Here is a 21,638-nt window from a genome sequence, read left to right as displayed (position 1 = left end):
CCTCGGACCTAACTGGTGACCGGGTAAACCTGGTCGAGTTGCAGATTTAGTTGCAGCACATTGACGCACGGCTCACCGAAAAACCCGAGTCCGCGGCCGCTGCTGTTCTGCGCGACCGCCTCACGTATCTGATCTGGACTGACGTGGCGCACCGTGGCCACCCGCGCCACCTGGATGTCGGCGTAGGCGGGTGAGATGTTCGGATCCAGGCCGCTGCCGCCGGCGGTCACCGCGTCGGCCGGCACCGCCGGGTCGGCGGGTGCGGCGCCGCGGATGGGCACGGTCTGCCCGATCGAGTAGTCCTCGCCGTACTTGGCGCATTCGACCCGCACGCCCTCGTAGAGGGTGAGAAACGGTGTGGTCGTCGATGTGCACGGCTCGTTGACGCTGACCACCCGCGTCGGGCGAATGATGTTGCCGCGCGAGTCTCGCGGTCCGATCACCGACAACACCGCACCCACGCCACCGCCGGTGCAGAACGGTCGTGACCCGTCGACCCCCTCGAGCTTGCCCACCGCTGCGCTGCGCGAGCACACGGTCGTTAGCAGGCTTGGCTTGAGGCCGGCGTCCGGCGCCGACTTGCCGCCCGCTAGTTGCGACGGATCGGCGGGCGTGTCGACGATGCTTTCCGGACCGAGGTTGCTGCCGCCCGACGACGTGGGGTCATACCCGTTGCCGGCCGCCGAGGGCCGGCTCTGGAAGTACTGCGGCAGCGCGTTGCCGTCTTTGTCGGTGAAAGGCTGGCCGATCAGTCTGCTGCCCACCGGGTTGCCGTTGGCGGTCAGAATCGACCCCTCGGCCTGGTCACGCAACCCGGGGAACTGTGCGACCAACCAGATGAACGCCGGGTAGGCGAGACCGGTGACGACGGTCAGCACCAGCAGCGTGCGCAGTGCCGCCCAGTGCAGGCGAACGAAATTCGAGAAAGACATGTCAGGACATCCCCGGGATGAATTGGACGATCAGATCGATCAACTTGATTCCGATGAACGGGGCAACGACGCCGCCGAGGCCGTAGACATATAGGTTGCGGCTCAGCAATTTTGACGCGCTGTTGGGTGTGTATCGCACACCGCGCAGTGACAGCGGGATCAGCATGACGATGATGATCGCGTTGAAGATGACCGCGGACAGGATCGCCGACTGCGGACTGTGCAGCCGCATCACGTTGATCAGGTCCAGCCCGGGGAACAGCGCTACGAACATCGCCGGGATGATCGCGAAATACTTGGCAATGTCATTGGCGATCGAGAAGGTGGTCAGGGCGCCCCGGGTGATCAGCAACTGCTTGCCGATCTCCACGATCTCAATGAGTTTGGTGGGATCGGAGTCCAGGTCGACCATATTGCCGGCCTCCTTGGCGGCCGACGTGCCGGTGTTCATCGCCACACCCACGTCGGCTTGAGCCAGGGCCGGCGCGTCGTTGGTCCCGTCGCCCGTCATCGCGACCAGCTTGCCGCCTTCCTGTTCGCGCTTGATCAGGTCGAGCTTGTCCTCGGGGGTGGCCTCGGCCAAGAAGTCGTCGACGCCGGCCTCGTCGGCAATCGCTTTGGCCGTCAACGGATTATCGCCGGTGATCATCACCGTCCGGATGCCCATCCGCCGCATCTCGTCGAACCGCTCACGCATGCCCTGCTTGACGACGTCCTTGAGATGGATGACACCGAGCACTCTTGCCCCGCCGCCCCGACTCTCCCCGACGACCAGCGGAGTACCGCCCCCGGCCGAGATGCCGTCGACGACCTCGCCGAGCTGCTCGGGCACCTGACCGCCCTGCGCGCGTACCCATTCCGCCACCGAGCTCGCAGCGCCCTTGCGCAACAGGTGACCGTCGAGGTCGACACCGGACATCCGGGTGGTGGCCGAGAACGTCACCCACTGGGCGTGGGCGAGTTCACCGGGTGTGCGTGCCCGCAACCCGAAGCGTCGCTTGGCGAACACGACAACCGAACGGCCCTCGGGTGTTTCGTCGGCGAGGCTGGACAACTGCGCGGCGTCGGCCAGCTGTTCGGCGGAGACCCCATCGAGCGGGAGGAAGGCCGCGGCCTGCCGGTTGCCCAGGGTGATGGTGCCGGTCTTGTCCAGCAGCAGGGTATTCACGTCACCGGCGGCTTCCACCGCCCGCCCGGACATGGCGAGCACGTTGCGCTGCACCAGCCGGTCCATGCCGGCGATGCCGATGGCCGACAGCAGCGCACCGATCGTCGTCGGAATCAGACAGACCAGAAGTGAGACCATCACGATTCCGGTGACACCGGTTGCGTTGAGCGCCTGGCCATCCGGGACACCCGGATTGTTGACCTTCGAGTAGATGGCCAGTGGCTGCAGGGTCGCGACGGCGAACACGAAGATGATGGTCAACGCGGCCAGCAGGATGTTCAGCGCGATCTCGTTGGGTGTCTTCTGCCGGTTGGCGCCCTCGACCAGCGCGATCATCCGGTCGATAAAGCTTTCGCCCGGCTTTTGGGTGACTTTCACGACGATGCGGTCGCTCAGCACGGTGGTCCCGCCGGTGACCGCCGAGCGGTCACCGCCGGACTCGCGGATCACCGGTGCCGATTCACCGGTGATCGCCGATTCATCTACCGAGGCAATGCCTTCCACGACATCGCCGTCACCCGGGATCACCTGGCCGGCCTCCACCACGACGAAATCGCCCTGCTGCACCCGCGGCGCGGCGACCGCTTCCTCGACCGCGATGGCGCCGGGCGCCCAGTCCTTGAGCCGCCGGGCCATGGTCTGGGTCTTGGCCCGACGCAGCGTTTCGGCCTGGGCCTTGCCGCGGCCTTCGGCCACCGCCTCGGCGAGGTTGGCGAACAGCACCGTCAGCCATAGCCAGATCACCGTCAACCAGGCGAACCACGTCGGATCCATGAACGCCAGCACCGTGCTCCAGGCGGCGCCGATTTCGACAATGAACATCACCGGGTTGCGCCACAGGGTGCGCGGATCCAGTTTTCGCAACGCATCCGGTGTCGATTTCCACAGCATATTCGGGTCGAGCAGACCGCCCTGCACCCGTTTTCTGCCTGGGGGACTTGACGGTTGCGTCTGTTCGGCCGGGTCGATCGCGGTCGCGGTCATCAGTGAATTCCTTCGGCGAGAGGCCCGAGCGCGAGCATGGGCAAGAACGTGAGGGCAACGACGATCAACGTGACTCCGGCCACCATCCCGACGAACTGCGGCCGATGGGTGGGCAGGGTGCCCGTCGACTCCGGTGTGCGGCCCTGCTTGGCCAGTGAGCCGGCCAGCGCCAGCACGAGCACGATTGGCAGGAATCTGCCGAAGGCCATCGCCAGCCCCAGGGCCGTGTTCCACCACTCTGTGTTGGCGCTGAGCCCCGCGAAGGCAGACCCGTTGTTGTTCGCCGCGGAGGTGAACGCGTAAAGCACCTCGGAGAGCCCGTGCGGTCCGCCGTTGAGCATGCCGGTCCGCTCACCGGGCAGTGCCATCGCGATGGCGGTGCCGGTCAGCACGATCAACGGGCTGACCAGGAAATAGCTTGCAGCAAGCTTGATTTCGCGCGGAGTGATCTTCTTGCCGAGGTACTCGGGGGTGCGTCCGACCATCAGCCCCGCGACGAAGACGGTGATCACCGCCAGCACGAGCATGCCGTACAGCCCGGAGCCGGTCCCACCGGGCGCGACCTCGCCCAGCTGCATATTGAACATCGCGATCATGCCGCCCAGGCTGGTGAGGGAGTCATGGGTGGAGTCGACGGCGCCGGTCGAGGTGAGCGTCGTCGCGGCGGCGAACACCCCGGAATCGGCGACGCCGAATCGCTGCTCCACTCCCTCCATCGCCGCGCCGATCGACGTCGGCACCGTGCCATGGTGCTGCACCTGAAACCACAGCATGAACGTCGTGCTCGTCGTGTAGAGCGTCGCCATCACGGCCGCAATCGCGAAGCCCTGCTTAGTGTTTCCCACCATCCGCCCAAAAGTGCGTGGCAGCGAGAAGCCGATCACCAGGATCAAAAAGATTTCCAGCCAGTTCGTCCACGCGGTCGGATTTTCAAACGGGTGCGTGGAATTCGCGTTATAGAAACCGCCACCGTTGGTGCCGAGCTCCTTGATCACCTCCTGGCTGGCCACGGGGCCGCCGGTGATCGTCTGCTGAGTGCCGTTGACCGTGGTGACGATCTGATCGTGCAGGTGGAAGTTCTGGATCGCCCCACCGGCCACCAACAGGATTGCGCTGACGATGGCGACGGGCAGCAGGATGCGCAGCGTTCCGCGCACCAGGTCTACCCAGAAGTTGCCCAGTTCGCCGGTGCGTCTGCGGGCGAACCCGCGCACCAGCGCCACCGCCACCGCCATACCGACGGCGGCCGAAACGAAGTTCTGCACCGCCAGTCCGGCCATCTGCACGAGGTGGCCCTGGGTCGTTTCGCCGGAATACGCCTGCCAGTTGGTGTTGGTGACGAAGCTGACCGCGGTGTTCCAGGCCAGTGACGGCGTCATCTTGGTGGCCGGGTCATGCAGATGCAAGGGCAACTTGCCCTGTACGAGTTGAAACGCGAACAGGAACAGGATGCTGACCGACGAGAACGCCAACACGCTGCGGGCGTAGGCGCCCCAGGTCTGCTCCGCGCGGGCATCGACCCCGATCAATCGATAGATCACCCGCTCGGCTTGCAGGTCCTTTTCCGACGTGTACACCCGAAACATGTAGTCGCCGAAGGGAACGTGCACGATCACCACCGCCGCGACGAGAACCACGAGGAAAAGGATCCCGGCTGTTGTCGTGTTCACTTAGAACCTCTCCGGGAACAGCAGGGCGCCTGCGAGATAGAGAGCAATGAGGATGGAAAGCACCAGGCCGACCGCATTCTGGTAGTTCACAGCCGTTCGACCAACTTTTGGGCCAGGCCGAGTGCGGCGAACACCGCCACGGTCAACACGAGATACACCACCACGCCCATCACTTCTCCGTCCCGCGCCGATCGCGTGCATACGAAAAGGGACTCGACGAGCCAGCCACGCCGCAGTCTCGCCAGCCAAGATCAGCTCGAAATTAGCTGCGGTGTCATCGGCCGGAGCCTCCGGTTGACGGTTTCCTAACGGGCGCCGGGTGCACATTTACGGTTTCTTAACGCCCCCGAGGGCCAGCGGCCGCAGCCCCTTAACGCGGCGCCTTGCCGGTCCGCAAAGGATCGGGGCGTTCGTCAACCAGCTGCTGTGGCAACGACATACATGCCCGGCACCACCGGCGCCCTAATGCGCTGTCTTGTCGGCGATCGACCTGGTGATCAACGGCAGCCGCACCCGGAAAACGGTGCGGCTCTCGTCGGATTCGGCGGTGACCGAACCGTGATGGGCTTTGACGATGGAGTTGACGATGGCCAAACCCAGTCCATTGCCTGAGCCGTTGGACCTCGACTTGTCGGCCCGAACGAACCGCTCGAACAACCGGGGCAGCAGCTCCGCGTCGATGCCCGGGCCGTCGTCGGTGACGGTCAATTCCGCGTAAGGCGCCCCGGGACCGACACGGCGGCAAGTGATTCCGGTCGTTACCGTCACCCCCGGTGGGGTGTGCACGTGGGCATTGTTGAGCAGGTTGCTGACTAGCTGATGCAACCGGGCGTGATCGCCGAGCACCCAGACCGGCTCGTCGGGCAGGTCTTTGACCCAGTGGTGCGTCGAGGCTGCCACAGTCGCATCATTCACCGCATTGCTGACCAACTCGGCCAGGTCGACGTCCTCGGACTGCAGGTCCTGACCTTCGCCCAGGCGCGAAAGCAGGAGTAACTCGTCGACGAGCAATGCCATCCGCCGAGCCTCGGATTCGATTCTGGCCAATGCGTATTCGGTGGTGGGCGGCAGTGCCGAACTGTCCTGGCGGGTGAGTTCGGCGTAGCCCTGAATGGCGGCCAGCGGTGTGCGCAACTCATGACTTGCGTCGGTGATGAATTGGCGCATCCGCAGATCCGAGTCGACCCGATGCGCCAGCGCGCTATCGACGTTGTCCAGCAAGCGGTTCAACGTGTGGCCGACGATCCCCACCTCGTTCTGCGGGTTGGTGTCCTGCGGTGGCACGCGGACGCTGATCCGGTGGTCGTCGCCGGTGAGCGGCATGGCGGCGACACGGGCGGCGACTGCCACGAGCCGGCGCAGCGGACGAAGCGTGTAGCCGACCACCCACACGGTGAGCCCGGCGGTGAGCAGCAATGCCGACGCGGTGAGCACGATGGTGGTGAGCTGTTTGCGGGCGATGATGCGGTCGGCGAGGTTCTGCGACACCCCGACCACGAGGACATCGGACCCGTTGACAGTGCTGTCGATGCGGTAAGGCCCCAGCCTGCCGAGTATTTCGGTCCGCGGCGGTCCGTTACTCCACGATTGCGATTGAAGGTCGCGGATGACATCGGCCGGCGCGGGTTTCGGTTCGTCTTCGGAGAAGACTGCCGATCCGATGACGGTGCCGTTGTGCAGCACGGCGATCAGGTTTCCCGGCGTCTGCCCGGTGAACTCCAGCATCGCCTGCGCGATCGGCGGGGTGCCGGGCTTCGACGAAACATGCTCGCCGTTCTGGTATTTGGTGTACTGGTGGCTGAACGCGTCCAGGGACTCGGCCACATCGGCATCGCTCATGATGTTGACGTAGCCGCGCAGGCTCAGCACCGAGACGATTCCGACCGTCACCAGCACCACGCTGACCACCGCCAGCACCCCCAACAGCAGTTGGCGCCGCAGCGAACGGGGGAACCACCGGGGAAAGTCCCCGGATGCGCCGTCCGGGTCTCGGCTCATTCCGCCGGCCGCAGCATGTACCCCACACCGCGGACGGTATGAATCATCGGTCCCCGCCCGGAGTCGACCTTCTTCCGCAAGTACGAGATGTAGAGATCGACGATGCTGGTGCGGCCTGCGAAATCGTAATTCCAGACACGGTCCAGGATCTCGGTGCGGCTCAGCGCGCGGCGGGGGTTGCGCATCAGGAAACGCAGCAACTCGAATTCGGTGGAGGACAGCGATATCGGGTCGCCGTCGCGGGTGACGTCCCGGCTGGCGCTGTCGATCCGGAGGTCGCCGACTTTGAGCGTTTCGGCGGTTGGCGTGGGCTGCTGGCCGGAGCGACGCAACAGGCCGCGCAGCCGGGCAACCAGTTCCTCGAGGCTGAACGGCTTGGTCATGTAGTCGTCGGCCCCCGCGGTCAGACCGGTCACCCGGTCCATCACCGAGTCGCGCGCGGTGAGGAAAAGCGTCGGGGTGTAGGCGTCGGACTGCCGCACGCGTTCCAGGATCCGCAAGCCGTCCACGTCGGGAAGCATGATGTCGAGGACGAGCACGTCGGGGCTGACCCGGTCGAACTTGGCCATGGCTTCGCGTCCGTTGTGCGCGATGTCGACGACCCAGCCCTCGTAATGCAGCGCCATTTTCACCAGATTGGTCAACGCCGGCTCGTCGTCGACCAGCAAAACCCTGATGGGTGACCCGTCGGCGCGGTAGATCCTGGGCAGCTGTCCCAGGATGGCTTGGCGTGGTCGCTGCGCGCCTGAGTATCCGGCCATTGCGGTCATGTTCCTACATTCTGGCAAGCACACACACGACTGTCACGGAGTTCATAGAAACCTCAAATGTAGGCCGAGATAAATCATGTCGAAAGCGACTGCGGTCGCGCCGGCTGCCCGCAAGAAGTATGGCTTTGTAACCGTTGCGGCACAAGCTTATTCGTCAATCGAAGAACGGGGCCGCACACCACATGGTGTGCGGCCCCGTTGTCGAGACGAGGTGTCAGGCCCAGGAGGACCCGACGGCGCTGTCGGTGCTGGCCATGTTGCTGCCCGCGGACTGAACCTTCTGTCCGTGCGCGTTGGCCTGCTCGTAAATGACCTGGAAGTTGCGACCCAACTGGGTGATGAACTCCTGGCATGCCACCGAACCCGCACCGCCCCAGAAGTCGCCGGCAGCAAGCACATCGCGAACGATGGCCTGGTGCTCAGCCTCCAAGGACGCGGCCTGGGCGCGGATCAAGGCGCCGTGGGCGTCTACATCGCCGAACTGGTAGTTAATGCTCATTTGCGTAGCTCCTTAAAAGTGTTGGGCAGCTGCCGGTTCGACTGCTAGCTGCCGAGGATTTGCTGCGAGGCCTGCTCTTGCTGCTCGTAGTTGTTCGCGTCGCGAATCAGTCCATCGCGCACTCCGTGGAGCATGTTGACGATGTTGCGGAAGGCCTGGTTGACCTGACCCATGGTGTCGTACGAGGTGGCCTGGGCCTGACCGCTCCAGCCGGAGCCGGCGATGTTCATCGACGACGCCCACATCTTGCGGGCCTCGTCCTCAACGGTCTGGGCGTGCACCTCGAAGCGGCCCGCCATCGCCCGCATCTCGTGCGGGTCGGTCATAAAACGTGTTGCCATGTCGGCTGTCTCCTATCGTGAAGTTCGCTTCGCCGGAGTCTTAACAGTTGTACCTAATGCCGTGGTGGCCGCGTTGTAAATAGATTACGGCGGCCGGATTAATTGCTCGCCTCAAACGGGTGACATCGACCCCCTTCTTGCCATATCAGCGGTCCCCTCTCAGACGACAACCTGTTTGGGCATGACGATCGGCTTGAAGCCGTACCGCGGTCCGCTGCCGTAGGCGCCGGCGCCCTTTGCCGCAGCCGCCATTCCGGGCATGCCGGGCATCGCGCTGACCGGCTGGGCGGCCTCGGAGGCGACCGTCCAGCCCGAGCCCTCGAGCGGGGCGGCGGCCGAAGCCACCGACGCCGCCGGAGCGGCCGCAGACCAGCTGGCCGGCACCGAGAGGCCGCCGACCGCGGACGCCTCGCCGACGCTCGCCGACGCCGCGGCACCCAGGCCACCCGCCGGTGCCACGGAGCTGACCATGGCGCCCTCGGTGATGCCCAGCGCGCCGGCCGGCGCCACGTCGCCCACCGCGGCCGCGGGAGCCGCGGCGGCCAGGGTGTGCCCCAGCGATACGCCGGTGGGAATGGCGTTCATGGTGAACCAGGCGCCGGTGTTGACCGCGCCGTTGATCGCGTTGAAGACCGACGGCGTGCCAAGGAAACCGTCGATCGACTGCAACAGGTTCGCGCTGGCCGGAATCGGTGGCGTGGTGTAGCCGGGAATCAGATCCGCCGCGGATTGCACGGGCGCCACCAACGCCTGGGCGGTGCCGTTCGTCGCGTTACCGACGAGCGCGCTGTTGTCGATGGCCGCCGCGGCCGCCGGGTTGGTGCTCGACGTCAGCGGCGTGGGCGGCTGCAGGGTGCCCGCGGCCGCCGAGGCCGCCTGGTAGGTGGCCATCATGGTGGCGTCTTGCACCCACATCTCGGCGTACTGCGCCTCGGTTGCGGCGATCGCGGGGGCGTTGATCCCCAGAAAGTTCGTCGCGACCAGCGTCGCCAGTAACGACCTGTTGGCCGCGATCACCGGCGGGGGCACCGTCGCGACGAACGCGGCCTCATACGCGGCCGCCGACGCGGTGGCCTGAACGCTCGCCTGCTCGAGCGTGGCCGCCGTCTCGGTGAGGTAGGACACGATGGGCTGGGCCGCCGTCGCAGCCGCTGCCGACCCGCCGCCCGTCCACTGCTCGGTGGTCAGCAACGAGATGATCGACTCCCACTGGGTGGCGGTCGTGCTTATCTCGGCGGACAGGTTGGCGTACGCCGTGGCCGCGGCCATGAGCGGCCCGGAGCCCGCGCCCGCGTACATGAGCGCGGAAGTGACTTCTGGTGGTACACCCGCAAATTCAAGAACCATTTCTGTATCCCGTCCTATCGGTGTGAACTTTTATGCTTCGCTGGCCGGTGATCGCGTCTCTGTCGCGCCTAGAGGGTCGACGCCTTCGGCATGACGATCGGCTTGACGCCGTAGCGCGGCGCGCCGAAGCCCGCGCTGTTGCGCGCCACCGCACCCATCCCCGGCATGCCCGGCACGACCGTTCCGGCGCCGGCCTGGGGCGCCGCGGCGGTCCAGCCGACCGTCTGCAGCGGCGCGGCGGCGGTCCCCGCCACGGGGGTGACCGATCCGGCCCAAGCCGGCGGCACCGACAGCTTGCTGACCATGGTCGCCTGGCCCATGGCCGCCGCCGGCATCGCTCCCACGCCTGCCATGCCAGTCATGCCGGGGGTGGCCGGCGCGGTCGACGCGGCAAGATCGGCTGCCCCGGCCGCAGCGGCGGCGTCACCGGTGTCCGAAGCGGCCGCGGGAAGCAGACCGCCACCGGCCATGCCGAGCAGGTCGGAGCCCGCCGACGCCCAGTTGCCACCACCGATGTTGAGGATGTTGCCCAGGTTGCTGGACAGGCCGAACGGGCCGCCCAGGCCCGAGCTGTAGTTGCCGGTGCCGCCGAGGAGCCACTGCAGAACGTCGAGAGGGTTGCCACTGGCGCTCGGGGCGGCCAGGGGACTTGCCAACATGCTCGAATTCGACAGCACGGCCTGGGCTGCGTTGACCGCCTCCGTGTCCCCGTAGCTGTTGGAGCTGATACCCAGGGTGGCCGCGTACTGCTCCAGCAACGTCTGGGCTTCGGCCGCGGTGGACTGGTACGTGGTGCCGTAAGCGGAGAAGATGGCCGCCTGCTGGATCGAAACCGGGTCGGCGGCCGCCGGGGCGACAAAGGTCGTCGCCGATGCGGCGCCCGCGTTCTGCGCCGCCAAATTGGTGTTGATGCCGCTGAGCAGTTGCTCCGCGGCTAACATTTCTTCAGTTTGCGTTGTCAGAAACGACATCCGGTGCTCCTAGTGTTGGAACGAGTCGACTTCGGCGTAGATCGGCCTTTGTGTGCACGTCAACGGCCCTAATGCGTTGGCGGTAAGGCTAATGACCCACAACCCCACGTTCCCCATCCAAAGGGCAGGGGTGACAGTCGTTTACGGCTTCTTAACGACAAGGGCGGCAGTTTTAACACACCCCTGTCGGATGACATCGTGATGTCATCTGAGCAAAGGTGCCGACAGGAGGAAATCGCGCGCGGCGCGCGGATCCTAGCCGGTCTCGCTCCGGCCGGCATGTTGGACAGCTGGCTAATTAGCAAGGCGATGCGATGCCATGCGTGCGGCCGCGACGCGCTAGATTCGCCGCCGGGCCCCCATAGCCCAATTGGCAGAGGCAGCGGACTTAAAATCCGCACAGTGTCGGTTCGAGTCCGACTGGGGGCACCGGGAAAAGTGGCGAGTGCCGATTCCATCTCAAGCAGCCAACGGAGAGTTGATCGCCACCAGCGAGGGTTACTGCACCAAGGCGAGCGAGAACGGCGGCAAGTCTGTTCAGACCAACGCTGCCGGAACCCACTGTGGTGGACAAGACGGGGTAACCCAACTCGGTTAGCTGCCTTCCGGAATAAGTCCGCCGGCACCCGGGTACTTCTTCTTGCTAGCGGGTTTCTGATCGTGCCCGAGGTTCAGGTAAAGGGAGAGCCGTCCAGTGGGCTGGCACCATGCAAAACCGGCCAGAGCGGCGGGGAGTGAAAACACGTGAACCGCGGCGACGACGACCAAAACCTCACAGAAGCGGCGGGGGAGACCACCGCGGATTATGGCGCCGACTTTCTCGGCGAGCAGGAGAACGGTTCGACGGCTACTACCGCGGCGGAAACCGTCGAAGGGTTGCCGAGTGGATCGGCGCTGCTGGTTGTCAAGCGTGGCCCGAACGCCGGTTCTCGATTCTTACTCGATCAGCCAGTCACCTCGGCGGGGCGCCATCCCGACAGCGACATTCTGCTCGACGACGTGACCGTGAGCCGCCGCCATGCCGAGTTTCGCCTCAAAGAGGACGGCAGCTGGGCCGTCACCGACGTCGGCAGCCTCAACGGCACCTATGTCAACCGTCATCCGGTGGACTCAACAGTGCTGGCCAATAACGATCAGGTGCAGATCGGTAAGTTCCGGCTGGTCTTCCTGACCCGATAATCCTTTCGAGCTGGCATTGACCACGTATTTGCCCCGCTGCCACCAGGCACGACATCGGGGCAAAGGTCGCGGATCGAAATCTCGACGAACGCAGCCCTACCCTGTTCAGTCATCTGACTGTTGCGCCAAAGGAATTCGGCGACTTGCGCTGGTGCAGCACGGGCAGCTACCCGTCCCTAAATTTCGTGTCCCACAGCGATTTCCGCGCCATTGCCGTCGTTGTCGTGGGCAAGCAATCGATATCGGAACGCGCCTGCGGCCCATGCGACAACCACGAAGGCCCGCCAAATGACAGGAACTTCCCGGCACGGCCGGTTGATGAAATCGGTTGCAAAACAAAAGATTTAGACGGCAGGGCTCAGGCGACCCCAGACAGCATGCGCGCGGGTCTGGAACCGCTCGCGCCGCACTGCTCCGGGTGGTCATCTAATCTCCCCGGTCGCCGCCGTTTCCCTTGCCGTGTCCTTTGCCGGGGCCGTGCAAGGCGGGGACCGGAGGCTGTTGCGGGGCCGGGAAAGGAGGTGGCGCGGCGCTATTGACAGGGACCGGCGCCGGCGTGCTGGTGGTCGTGGGTTGCCCGGGGGCGTGCGAGGACGAAGCATCAAGCGCGAGGGCCAGCGGCACAAGGATCAGTACCGCCAAGACCGCCAGGACACTCAGCACCTTTCTCCTGCGGCTCGTCGTCGAAGAGACCAACGCCGGGAAGAAAGTGTTCGTGGGCGAGCCGGGAACCGGCATTTCCAGCAACTTGGTGGCCGGATAGGGCGGCGCGGCGACCGGCATGGCTGTGGCCGCGGTACGACGGTGGTGCAACCCCGCGCGTATCTCCTCTGCACTAACGAACCGCTGGCGTGGGTCGTGTGCCATCGCGCGTTCGATCAGCATGATCAGGCCGGGATCGACGTCGGGTCGCAGCCCTGCCAGCTGTGGCGGCCGTCCGTGGAGAATGGCCCCGGCGAGCGCCGCCATATTCTCCTGCGGGAACGGGCGATACCCGGCGAGTGCTTCATAGCCCACCACGCCGACCGCATAAAGATCATCGGCGACACATGCGGGTGCACCCGCGAGTCGCTCGGGGCTCAGATAAGCAATTGTGCCGAGGATGTGGCCGGTCAGGGTCTTGGTGGCTTCCGGAGTCTTGGCGATCCCGAAGTCTGCAACCTTCATCGTTTCGCCGTCCGCGGCAAGCAGGATGTTTCCGGGCTTGATGTCGCGATGCAGGATGGCCGCGCGATGTGCCTCAGTCAGCGCGGCCAGGACGTTGTCGAGCATGGCTTGTACCCGCTGCTGCGACAGTGGGCCATGGGCCACCTCGTCGGCCAGGGTTCCGCCGGGCAACCGCTCCATCACGATGAACGGCCTACCGTCATGCTCGCCGCTGTCGTAGATCGCGACGATATTCGGATGGTTGAGTGCCGCGGCCGCGTAGGCCTCCGCGTCAAATCGGTTCCGCATGCCGCTCTGAGCGCTCACGTCCGGATGGAGCAGCTTGATGGCGACCGGTCGGCGCAGCCGGGTATCCCAGCCGTCGCAAACCTCGGCCATGCCACCACGACCCAGCCTGCCGCGCACTTCATAACGGCCGGCGAGCAACACCCGGGTGTCCATTCGCCCTGCTAACTCCGTGCCACTGCGGTCACAATTGTGCCGACGTTTACCCGAACAGCGACGGCTCAAAACGCTCACCCCCCGAGCCTGGGCAGAGCAAGCGCACAGGCGCCACATCCGCACCCGGCGATGCGGTTGCAATCGGCATGCCTGGTGGGCACGAAGACCCGTGGTCCGCTTAAGCGAGCGAATGATCCACTACGCCCAAGAAGAAGCTGGCAACCAGTAGCCGATCGCCGAATATTCGGCGCCGCTAGCGGAGCCGCGCCCTACATTTTGCTGCGAAATTCGGGGCAATACGACGCCGTCGCCGCCCCGATCACGGTGCCGGCGCCGTTGGTGCTCAGGCCGAGTGACTTTTGCACGTCGTCGACGGTCTGGGCCATGGTGTCCCCGCCCGCCCAGTCGGCACACACCGCATGCCCGACGTTGATCATCGTTTGGTCGTTGCCGCTGGGCCAGCTGAGCCCGCGCTGGGTCAGTGCGCGCAGAAAGTTGTCGTCGGCAGGATCGGCGCTGGCGACCGGCGCGGTGGCGAGGACGACGAACGCGGCCACGCCGACAGCGATCGGGCCGCTCAACCGTGCTGTCTTCGTCATTCGTTCACTCCTCGAATGGTGCAGGAATCGAATCCTAATCCTGTCTTTCGAAATCGGCAGATCGGAACGAACCGAGCCGGCTTCCCGGCGGACGAATGTGCAGGCGCAGTAAGTTCGTCGTACCGTTGCGCGATCTGCCACCGCGAAGGAGCAAGCGCCGAAGTGATGAAAGATCCGCGTGGCGACGGCGTCTCCCGTCAATACGATCGGTGGGAATATCCGCCTCCGATAAGCGATCTCGCGGGGTGGACGACGAACCACTGGGATTGGTTCGACCCGTACTGGGCCCATCGGATCCTGTGGCCCGACCGGGATTACAAAGCGGACTTGGACATCCTCGTTGCGGGATGCGGCACCTTCCAGGCGGCCGTACTCGCCTATATGAACCGCGGCGCCAACATCGTCGCGATCGACGTCAGCCAGTCTGCGCTGAACCACCATCGACAGCTCAAAGACAAGCACGGCCTGGACAACCTGGAACTGCATCTGCTTCCGATCGAAGAGGTGTCGGCGCTCTCGCGCGACTTCGACCTGATCGTCTCCAGCGGCGTCCTGCACCACATGGCCGATCCGCTGGCCGGGTTGACGGCACTCGGCCGGTGTCTGCGCCGGGACGGGGCGCTGGGCGTCATGCTCTATGCGAAATACGGCCGGATCGGCGTCGACATGCTGGAATCGGCGTTCCGCGACCTCGGGCTGTCGCAGGACGCCGCGTCGGTGCAACTGGTCGGCCAGGCGATCGCGGCGCTACCGGCCGACCACCCGGTCCGCTCCTACCTGCAGGCTGCCCGTGACCTGACGTCCGAGGGTGCGCTCGTGGACACCTTCTTGCATGCCCGCCAACGCAGCTACACCGTCGACGAATGCCTGGGCCTGGTCGCCGCGGCCGGGCTGGCTTTCCAGGGTTGGCTGCGCAACGCGCCGTATTACCCCCACGACTTCGTCACACCGGCGAGCCAGTTCCAGTCGCTCGTCGACCAGCTGCCCGACACCAAACTGTGGTCGGTGATGGAGCGGCTGCAGCCGGCGAATGCCACCCACTTCTTCCTCGCCTGCCGCCCCGAACGCCCGAAGGAGCGATATGCGATCGACTTCTCGGCGACGGCCTGCCTCGACTACGTCCCGCTGCTGCGCACCGCCTGCCTGCTGTCGGGCGAGACGATCCACCTGCCCGGTGCGACGCTGAAGCTCAACCCGGCCCAGTTGCCCTTCGTTGCGCACGTCGATGGCCGTCGCACGATCAAAGAAATCATCGACTGCGTGGCGCAGCGCGGCGACGTCGGACCGCAAGAGGGTGAGCGCGTGCAGCAATTGGGGCTGACGCTGTTCCGCTCGCTGTGGCGCCTTGACTTCCTGGCGATGGCGCTGAACCCATCCGGGTAGCCCGGCGGACCATATATGTTGCGGTGCAAGGCCTTTGATAGGCATGCTTTCCGTCGTCTGCCGCCGGGTCGGGGCGCGGACCAATACTTTGGGTTAGCCGCCGACGGCGCCGCACAGCGCGACTCATACACTGACCCAGCATGGGCATGCTGTTCGGCCTCGCGCCGTGGATCGTGTATTGGGTACTCGTCGGTAACGTTCCGTTCGTCGCGGCCGTGCTGGTCGCGCTGGCGATCGCCGCCGCCAGCCTGGGCGTGGGGGGCGCGGTGGGCAGGAAGTGGCAGTTCTTTGATTTCGCTTCCGTCGCAGTGCTTTTGATTCTCGCCGCACTGGCCTTCACCCTCAGCGAGTCGTTCCTGCAGCGGTGGATCCTGCCCCTGAGCAACGCCGGGATCTTCCTGGTGACGCTGGTCGGGGTGCTGGCCGGTAAGCCCTTCGTGGCCGAGTTCGCCGGGGCGGAACAAGCTCCCGACGTCGTCAAAACCGAGCTGTTCCGCCGGGTCGTCAAGATCCTCAGTTGGCTGTGGGTCGCGACTTTTGCCGGGATGACGGTGTCGTCGGTGATCCCGTCGATCGTGGAAAGCCCCGTCGGGCCCTCCGGGACCACCGACGCCTTGATGCTCGACACGAAGACCCCGTTGTCGTTTCTCTGCTACTGGATCATTCCCTTTGGGCTGATGGGGCTCGCGGCGGTGGCGTCGCGACTGCTGCCCGACCGGTTGTTGGCCGGGATCGACGATGTCGCGCGCGAGACCTCGTTCGTCGCCTACGACGAAGCCACCATCGACGAGCTCTACTTCCTGGCCCAGGAACACGCCAACCGTGAGGTCGGGCCCGGCAAGGAGGCCTACGCCGTCAAGGTCGGCGGGATGGGCACTCCGCTGACCGGAGACGAGTCCCGAAAGTCGTGGCCCTCGACCTACAAGGTGCGCGACAAGCGGCGCTGAACCCCCACCACGGTTGGGCTACGTTGGTTCCGGCGGAGCGCCCCCGGACCTGCCGCGGCGCCCCGCATCCCGGTGGCTCGGCAGTGCCCACCGACGCGGAGACGAGGAGTCGTTTTGAACGCACCCAGCGCAGACGCCATCCGCGCAGAAACCATCACCATCACCGGCCATGGCGGCGACGAGATCGAGGCGTACCGAGCCGTGCCGCTCGCACAGGGCTCGCGGGGCGGCGTCGTGTGGATCCACCACATGCCCGGATACGACCGGGAGACCAAGGAGTTCGTCCGCCGGCTCGCCGTCGGCGGCTACAACGCCGTGGCGCCCAACCTCTACTCGCGGGAAGCGCCGGGTGCCGCGCCCGATGACGCGGCCGCCGCGGTGCGGGCCGCGGGCGGAGTGCCCGACGAACGACTGGTCGGCGACGTCGCGGGCGCGGTGGAGCACCTGCGCGCGTTGGCCGGCGCCAACGGAAAGTTCGGTGTCATCGGGCACTGTTCGGGTGGACGCCACGCCTACTTGGCGGCCTGCTCCCTGCCCTTCGACGCCGGGGTGGACTGCTACGGGGCGTTCATCGTCGAAGACCCGCCCGAGGGCAATGCCCAAGGCCATGAAGCCGATCCTCGACCTGGCCGCGAATCTCAGCTGTCCGCTGCTGGGCCTGTTCGGACTCGACGACCGGTTCCCGGCCCCCGCCGCGGTGGCCACGCTGGACGCCGAGCTGAACAAGCTGAACAAGCCGCACGAGTTCCACTCCTACGAGGGCGCGGGTCATTCGTTCTTCTCCGTCGACCGGCCGGCGTACCGGCCGGAGGCCGCTGTGGACGGCTGGCGGCGCATCGACGAGTTCTTCGCCACCTACCTGAAAGGCTAGGCACCCGGCCATGTGCACCTATCTCACCGAACATGTCGAAATCGACGGCAGCGGCAAGGGCGCGACGGGATGGTTCGTCGCAAACCGCGCAACGGTCTATGTCGATCATCCGGTCCATGCGCCCTACGGCCACACCGTCAACATCGACGTGATCAATCCGCAGCTCGGCCCGTCGGCGCGGGTGGCCCTGGAGTTGACCGAGGAGAGCGCGCTCGCGCTGGCCGACGCCATCCGGAAGGCCATCGGCCACGCACCGGTCGGCCTGGCCTCCAAGGACCAGTAGGTCACGCGATGACCTCCGAAACCGACTACCCGCAGATGGCCGCCGAGTGGGGCAGGATCGAGCCCGCCCCGCGGCGGGTCCGTGGTTATCTCGGCAATGCTTTGGTCTTCGACACGACCGCCGCCCGGTATGTGTGGGAAGTCAGGTATTACCCGCAGTACTACATCCCGCTCGACGACGTCCGGCCGGAGTTCCTGCGCGACGAAAACCATGCCCAGAAAGTGCAATTCGGCCCGTCGAGGCTGTACTCCCTGGTGGGCGCCGGCCAGACGCACGAAGCCGCGGCGCGGGTATTCGACGCAGACGCCGCCGGCCCGCTGGCCGGCACCGTGCGGTTCGAGTGGAATCCGTTGCGCTGGTTCGAAGAAGACGAGCCGATTTACGGTCACCCGCGCAACCCCTATTCGCGCGTCGACGCCCTGCGTTCGCACCGGCACGTCCGAATCGAACTCGACGGAATCACCTTGGCCGACACTAATTCTCCCGTTTTGCTGTTCGAAACAGGTTTACCGACAAGGTATTACATCGACCAGACGGATGTCGCATTCGAGCATCTGCAACCCAGCGCGACGCAGACGTTGTGTCCCTACAAGGGAGTGACGTCGGGGTACTGGTCGGTGCCGGTGGGGCCCCCAGACGAGCAGGTCTTGCACCGGGACGTGGCCTGGACCTACCACTATCCGCTTCCGGCGGTCGGACCGATTGCCGGTCTCATCGCGTTTTACAACGAGAAACTCGACATCACCGTCGACGGGACGAGGTTGGCGAGGCCGCGGACGCAGTTCAGCTAGCGCCGGCGCGATAACAGGGCGGTGTGATCTATCCCTCGTCGGGAGCGAAACCTGAGAGTTCCTTACTTCTGAGTCGATAGCGCCCTCACGTGGGACGTTAGCGAGCCGGGCGAAATCCGCCGGAAGCGCGTTTGCCTGACTTTCGCTACGGGTAAGCGACTGCGGTACAGCGTTATTGGTAGTCTGAGCAGAACCTGAGTGTGCGGAGTGACGTAGCTAACGTCGAGCACTTCAAACTGCGGTGTGGCGATTGTCGGCCAGTAGACTACCGAAAACGAGTCTCGTCAGCGCCTTTCGGTGCTGCAAGCCGGTGAATCCGGAGGCCGATCCGTCGCACACGTAACGGCGGCTTCGCCTCCGCACCGACAAACACAGCAAAGGCGGTGCCAGCGTGAACGATGTGACCGGCCCTACGGCCGCGCACGGCGATCCAGACGGGCGAGTCTTCGAGCTCGACACCACGTCCGTGGTGCGAGTCCCGTTGCACAACGGTCCGATCAGCGATATCGACATCAGTCCCGACGGGCGCCGGCTGGTCGTCACCAATTACGGCCGCGACATGGTCTCGGTCGTCGACACCCACACGTGCCGTGTCTCGAGCACCGTCAATGAATTGCCCGAACCGTTCGCGGTCGTGATGAGCAGTGCGGACTCCAGCTATGCCTACGTCAGCACCGCCACCCCCGGCTTTGACGCCATCGAAGTCATCGACGTCGTCACGAACTGGCGCATCGCCACACATCAGCTCGCGAACAGCGTGAGTGACCTGGCCGTGAGCTCCGACGGAAAATACCTCTACGCCAGCCGGAATGCGGTGCACGGCGCCGATGTGACGGTACTGGACACCACCACCGGAGAGCTCGAGGTCATCAACCTGGCGACCGCGCCGGATACCACCACCGCGTGCGTGCGGATCAGCGTCGACGGGCGCCGGCTGTATGTCGGCATGAACGCCCCGGACGGCGGCAGTCTCGCCATCATCGAGACCCGGACCCGGTCCGACAATCGCCGGGTGGGCGGCCGGTCGCACATCGTCGGCGTCGTCGACCTCGGTCTGCCCGTCCGCGATGTGGCGTTGAGCAACGACGGCGGCACAGCGTACGTGGCGAGCTGTGATCCGGTCGCGGGCGCGGTGCTCGATGTGGTCGACACCCGGGCCAACAAACTCGTCGGCACTCACAAGGTCCCGGAGATCACCGGCCCGCTCACGCGGATGACCCTCAGTCGCGACGGCGCGCGGGCTTACCTGGTCAGCGACGACCGCATCACGGTGGTGAGCACCCACCAGCAGGAGGTCGTCGGCGAGGTCACGGTGTCCAAGCACCCGTCCTGCGTGGTGGAAAGCCCCGACGGCAGCCATCTCTATGTCGCCGACTACTCCGGCGTGGTCACCGCGGCGCGGATCGCCTCGGCGGCACCAACGCGGACCCATCGCGGCGCGAACCTTCAGGACCTGTCGGTCGCGGGTTGGCTGCCCGAGCTCCCGGAGTGGGAGCCCGTCCTGGCCTAGCCACCCGCGGTTCGCCCAAAGCGGCCCCGGCCGAACGGGATCCACGCGTTCGACCATCAGTCTCCTCAGGTGCCGTCACGCGCGCCGATTTCAGGCTTAGGGTAGAGGCGGCCGGCGGCACAGGCGGTGCTGCGCCGAGACTAAGGCGGTAGATCAGTGGATGGCACGATGCAGGACTTTCCGTTGACGATCACCGCGATCATGCGTCACGGCTGCACGGTGCACGGGGAGCGGACCGTCACGACAGCCACGGGGGAGGGCTACCGGAGCACCACTTACCGGGAGCTGGGCCGGCAGGCCGCGCAGCTGGCGAACGGCCTGCGCCGGCTCGGCATCACGGGTGATCAGCGGGTAGGCACGTTCATGTGGAACAACGCCGAGCACCTCACCGCATACCTGACATTGCCGTCGATGGGTGCCGTACTGCATACGCTCAACATCCGGCTGTTCCCCGAGCAGATCGCCTTCGTCGCCAACGAGGCCGAAGACCAGGTGGTGCTGGTCGACGCTTCACTGGTCAAACTGATCGCGCCCGTGCTGCCCGATTTGAAGACCGTGCACACCGTGATCGTGGTCGGCGACGACACCGAGGCGCTGCAGGGGTCCGGCAAGACCGTGCTGCGTTATGCCGACGTCCTCGACGCCGAGTCCACGGACTTCGACTGGCCACACATCGACGAGAACTCCGCGGCCGCGATGTGTTACACCAGCGGCACCACCGGCAACCCGAAAGGCGTTGTCTATACCCATCGTTCGAGCTATCTGCACACCATGGGCGCGTGTACCACCAACGGTATCGGTGTCGGGTCCACCGACAGCGTGCTGCCCGTCGTGCCCATGTTCCACGCCAACGCCTGGGGGCTGCCGTATGCGGCGCTGATGGCCGGCGCCGACCTGGTGTTGCCGGACCGCCACCTCGATCCTCCGTCGCTGGTCCGGATGATTGAGGACTTGAAGCCCACCGTGACAGGCGCGGTGCCGACCATCTGGAACGGCGTGCTGCACCACCTCGAGGACGACCCCGACCACGACATGTCCTCGCTGCGGTTGGTGGTCTGCGGCGGCTCGGCCGTCCCGATATCGCTGATGCGCACCTTCGAGGAAAAGCACGACGTCCAGATCCGCCAGTTGTGGGGCATGACGGAGACGTCGCCGCTGGCCACCATGGCGTGGCCCCCGCCGGGCACCAGCGCGGACCAGCACTGGTCCTATCGCGGGACGCAGGGTCAGCCGGTCTGCGGGGTGGAGATGCGCATCGTCGACGACGAGGGACAGGTGCTGCCCAACGACGGCAATGCGGTCGGTGAGGTCGAGGTCCGCGGGCCGTGGATCGCCGGCTCGTACTACCTGGGCCGCGACGAGTCGAAGTTCGACTCCGGCTGGCTACGCACCGGCGACGTGGGCCGCATCGACGAGCGAGGATTCGTCACCCTGACAGACCGCGCCAAGGACGTCATCAAATCCGGCGGGGAATGGATCTCCTCGGTCGAGCTGGAGAACCTCTTGATCGGCCACCCGGACGTGCTCGAGGCCGCCGTCGTCGGCGTTCCCGACGAACGCTGGGAGGAACGGCCGCTCGCGGTCATCGTGGCCAAAGAGGGCGCGTCGGTGAGCGCCGACGAGCTGCGAAATTTCTTGGCCGACAAGGTTGTTCGATGGTGGCTACCCGAACGGTGGACCTTCATCGACGAGATTCCGCGCACCAGTGTCGGTAAGTACGACAAGAAAAGCATTCGGTCGCGATACGCCGAAGACGATTACCAGGTGATCGAGGCGCGCTGAACCGA

At 65.6% G+C, this 21,638-nt stretch carries 22 protein-coding genes, 1 tRNA gene and 1 pseudogene; 11 read left to right on the top strand and 13 right to left on the bottom strand.

The genetic code is table 11. The features are described 5' to 3' along the window. Positions 1-8: 8 nt before the first annotated feature. The 11 genes from A5753_RS13955 to A5753_RS13905 form a co-directional block, all read right to left on the bottom strand. Complete coding sequence (locus A5753_RS13955; protein ID WP_067128769.1) at positions 9-932, bottom strand: potassium-transporting ATPase subunit C; 924 nt, start codon at positions 930-932, stop codon at positions 9-11. Position 933: 1 nt separating this feature from the next. Further along, a complete protein-coding gene (gene kdpB, locus A5753_RS13950) occupies positions 934-3,084 on the bottom strand; it encodes a potassium-transporting ATPase subunit KdpB (RefSeq protein WP_067128766.1) in 2,151 nt (716 codons plus the stop codon). Then, positions 3,084-4,754: a potassium-transporting ATPase subunit KdpA gene (gene kdpA, locus A5753_RS13945; protein ID WP_067128763.1), complete on the bottom strand. Its 1,671-nt coding sequence runs from the start codon at positions 4,752-4,754 to the stop codon at positions 3,084-3,086. The genes kdpB and kdpA overlap by 1 nt, the downstream gene beginning before the upstream one ends. After that, positions 4,755-4,844: a K+-transporting ATPase subunit F gene (locus tag A5753_RS24865; protein WP_067128760.1), complete on the bottom strand. Its 90-nt coding sequence runs from the start codon at positions 4,842-4,844 to the stop codon at positions 4,755-4,757. Continuing rightward, positions 4,841-4,924, bottom strand: coding sequence for a potassium ABC transporter ATPase (locus tag A5753_RS24860; protein WP_067128756.1), 84 nt, complete (start codon positions 4,922-4,924; stop codon positions 4,841-4,843). Before A5753_RS24860 ends, A5753_RS24865 begins: the two co-directional genes overlap by 4 nt. 292 nt (positions 4,925-5,216) lie before the next feature. Next, entirely contained in the window at positions 5,217-6,752 is a 1,536-nt protein-coding gene (locus tag A5753_RS13930; RefSeq protein ID WP_067128753.1) for a cell wall metabolism sensor histidine kinase WalK, read from the bottom strand. After that, positions 6,749-7,522 carry a response regulator transcription factor gene (locus tag A5753_RS13925; RefSeq protein WP_067128750.1) on the bottom strand — a complete coding sequence of 258 codons (774 nt, stop codon included), beginning with the start codon at positions 7,520-7,522 and terminating at the stop codon, positions 6,749-6,751. Before A5753_RS13925 ends, A5753_RS13930 begins: the two co-directional genes overlap by 4 nt. A gap of 214 nt (positions 7,523-7,736) precedes the next feature. Continuing rightward, entirely contained in the window at positions 7,737-8,021 is a 285-nt protein-coding gene (locus A5753_RS13920) for a WXG100 family type VII secretion target (RefSeq protein WP_067128747.1), read from the bottom strand. 44 nt (positions 8,022-8,065) lie between these two features. Further along, a complete protein-coding gene (locus A5753_RS13915) occupies positions 8,066-8,362 on the bottom strand; it encodes a WXG100 family type VII secretion target (protein ID WP_007771418.1) in 297 nt (98 codons plus the stop codon). A 159-nt stretch (positions 8,363-8,521) separates the two neighbouring features. Continuing rightward, positions 8,522-9,709: a PPE family protein gene (locus A5753_RS13910; protein WP_067128744.1), complete on the bottom strand. Its 1,188-nt coding sequence runs from the start codon at positions 9,707-9,709 to the stop codon at positions 8,522-8,524. 68 nt (positions 9,710-9,777) lie between these two features. Then, entirely contained in the window at positions 9,778-10,680 is a 903-nt protein-coding gene (locus A5753_RS13905; RefSeq protein ID WP_067128741.1) for a PE domain-containing protein, read from the bottom strand. Between the two features lie 355 nt (positions 10,681-11,035). Between A5753_RS13905 and A5753_RS13900 the strand changes: the two genes are divergently transcribed. The 3 genes from A5753_RS13900 (at position 11,036) to A5753_RS13895 (ending at position 11,859) form a co-directional block, all read left to right on the top strand. Beyond that, positions 11,036-11,109, top strand: a tRNA-Leu gene (locus tag A5753_RS13900). A gap of 16 nt (positions 11,110-11,125) precedes the next feature. After that, complete coding sequence (locus A5753_RS23860; RefSeq protein WP_082971307.1) at positions 11,126-11,278, top strand: YegP family protein; 153 nt, start codon at positions 11,126-11,128, stop codon at positions 11,276-11,278. A 146-nt stretch (positions 11,279-11,424) separates the two neighbouring features. Continuing rightward, complete coding sequence (locus A5753_RS13895; protein ID WP_067128738.1) at positions 11,425-11,859, top strand: FHA domain-containing protein; 435 nt, start codon at positions 11,425-11,427, stop codon at positions 11,857-11,859. Positions 11,860-12,285: 426 nt separating this feature from the next. Here A5753_RS13895 and A5753_RS13890 read toward each other — a convergent pair whose 3' ends face one another. Both A5753_RS13890 and A5753_RS13885 read right to left on the bottom strand, forming a co-directional pair. After that, positions 12,286-13,467 carry a serine/threonine-protein kinase gene (locus A5753_RS13890; protein WP_067128735.1) on the bottom strand — a complete coding sequence of 394 codons (1,182 nt, stop codon included), beginning with the start codon at positions 13,465-13,467 and terminating at the stop codon, positions 12,286-12,288. A 269-nt stretch (positions 13,468-13,736) separates the two neighbouring features. Further along, the gene (locus A5753_RS13885) at positions 13,737-14,066 is read right to left on the bottom strand and encodes a DUF732 domain-containing protein (RefSeq protein WP_067128732.1); all 330 of its coding nucleotides are present in this window, start codon (positions 14,064-14,066) and stop codon (positions 13,737-13,739) included. A gap of 165 nt (positions 14,067-14,231) precedes the next feature. Here A5753_RS13885 and A5753_RS13880 point away from each other — a divergent pair, with 165 nt between their 5' ends. The 8 genes and pseudogenes from A5753_RS13880 (at position 14,232) to A5753_RS13850 (ending at position 21,633) form a co-directional block, all read left to right on the top strand. Then, on the top strand, positions 14,232-15,449 hold the full coding sequence (locus tag A5753_RS13880; protein WP_369829317.1) for a class I SAM-dependent methyltransferase: 1,218 nt from the start codon (positions 14,232-14,234) through the stop codon (positions 15,447-15,449). Positions 15,450-15,589: 140 nt separating this feature from the next. Then, on the top strand, positions 15,590-16,396 hold the full coding sequence (locus tag A5753_RS13875; RefSeq protein ID WP_067128725.1) for a hypothetical protein: 807 nt from the start codon (positions 15,590-15,592) through the stop codon (positions 16,394-16,396). A gap of 72 nt (positions 16,397-16,468) precedes the next feature. Next, positions 16,469-16,957, top strand: a pseudogene (locus tag A5753_RS25200) (dienelactone hydrolase family protein); the annotation flags it as partial. Positions 16,958-17,003: 46 nt separating this feature from the next. Further along, entirely contained in the window at positions 17,004-17,267 is a 264-nt protein-coding gene (locus A5753_RS25075; protein WP_255361363.1) for a dienelactone hydrolase family protein, read from the top strand. Positions 17,268-17,277: 10 nt separating this feature from the next. After that, positions 17,278-17,550 (top strand): DUF6295 family protein, encoded by a 273-nt coding sequence (locus A5753_RS13865; protein WP_067128723.1) that lies wholly within the window; start codon positions 17,278-17,280, stop codon positions 17,548-17,550. Positions 17,551-17,558: 8 nt separating this feature from the next. Further along, positions 17,559-18,341: a DUF427 domain-containing protein gene (locus A5753_RS13860; protein WP_067128720.1), complete on the top strand. Its 783-nt coding sequence runs from the start codon at positions 17,559-17,561 to the stop codon at positions 18,339-18,341. Positions 18,342-18,732: 391 nt separating this feature from the next. Beyond that, entirely contained in the window at positions 18,733-19,851 is a 1,119-nt protein-coding gene (locus A5753_RS13855; RefSeq protein ID WP_067128717.1) for a YncE family protein, read from the top strand. Positions 19,852-20,007: 156 nt separating this feature from the next. Next, positions 20,008-21,633 (top strand): long-chain fatty acid--CoA ligase, encoded by a 1,626-nt coding sequence (locus A5753_RS13850; RefSeq protein WP_067128713.1) that lies wholly within the window; start codon positions 20,008-20,010, stop codon positions 21,631-21,633. The last annotated feature ends 5 nt before the right edge of the window (positions 21,634-21,638 follow it).

Origin of the sequence: Mycobacterium sp. 852002-51971_SCH5477799-a, from assembly GCF_001667145.1 — a bacterium.
Lineage (GTDB): Bacteria > Actinomycetota > Actinomycetes > Mycobacteriales > Mycobacteriaceae > Mycobacterium.
The sequence above is the reverse complement of the archived record's forward strand: the minus strand, read 5'-3'. Positions and strand labels throughout refer to the sequence as shown.

Coding starts and splice junctions, on each gene's coding strand:
- A5753_RS13955 (WP_067128769.1), bottom strand. CDS start 932: ATGTCTTTCTCGAATTTCGTTCGCCTGCACTGGGCGGCACTGCGCACG.
- kdpB (WP_067128766.1), bottom strand. CDS start 3,084: ATGACCGCGACCGCGATCGACCCGGCCGAACAGACGCAACCGTCAAGT.
- A5753_RS24860 (WP_067128756.1), bottom strand. CDS start 4,924: ATGGGCGTGGTGGTGTATCTCGTGTTGACCGTGGCGGTGTTCGCCGCA.
- A5753_RS13930 (WP_067128753.1), bottom strand. CDS start 6,752: ATGAGCCGAGACCCGGACGGCGCATCCGGGGACTTTCCCCGGTGGTTC.
- A5753_RS13925 (WP_067128750.1), bottom strand. CDS start 7,522: ATGACCGCAATGGCCGGATACTCAGGCGCGCAGCGACCACGCCAAGCC.
- A5753_RS13920 (WP_067128747.1), bottom strand. CDS start 8,021: ATGAGCATTAACTACCAGTTCGGCGATGTAGACGCCCACGGCGCCTTG.
- A5753_RS13915 (WP_007771418.1), bottom strand. CDS start 8,362: ATGGCAACACGTTTTATGACCGACCCGCACGAGATGCGGGCGATGGCG.
- A5753_RS13910 (WP_067128744.1), bottom strand. CDS start 9,709: ATGGTTCTTGAATTTGCGGGTGTACCACCAGAAGTCACTTCCGCGCTC.
- A5753_RS13905 (WP_067128741.1), bottom strand. CDS start 10,680: ATGTCGTTTCTGACAACGCAAACTGAAGAAATGTTAGCCGCGGAGCAA.
- A5753_RS13890 (WP_067128735.1), bottom strand. CDS start 13,467: ATGGACACCCGGGTGTTGCTCGCCGGCCGTTATGAAGTGCGCGGCAGG.
- A5753_RS13885 (WP_067128732.1), bottom strand. CDS start 14,066: ATGACGAAGACAGCACGGTTGAGCGGCCCGATCGCTGTCGGCGTGGCC.
- A5753_RS13880 (WP_369829317.1), top strand. CDS start 14,232: ATGAAAGATCCGCGTGGCGACGGCGTCTCCCGTCAATACGATCGGTGG.
- A5753_RS13875 (WP_067128725.1), top strand. CDS start 15,590: ATGGGCATGCTGTTCGGCCTCGCGCCGTGGATCGTGTATTGGGTACTC.
- A5753_RS25075 (WP_255361363.1), top strand. CDS start 17,004: ATGAAGCCGATCCTCGACCTGGCCGCGAATCTCAGCTGTCCGCTGCTG.
- A5753_RS13865 (WP_067128723.1), top strand. CDS start 17,278: ATGTGCACCTATCTCACCGAACATGTCGAAATCGACGGCAGCGGCAAG.
- A5753_RS13860 (WP_067128720.1), top strand. CDS start 17,559: ATGACCTCCGAAACCGACTACCCGCAGATGGCCGCCGAGTGGGGCAGG.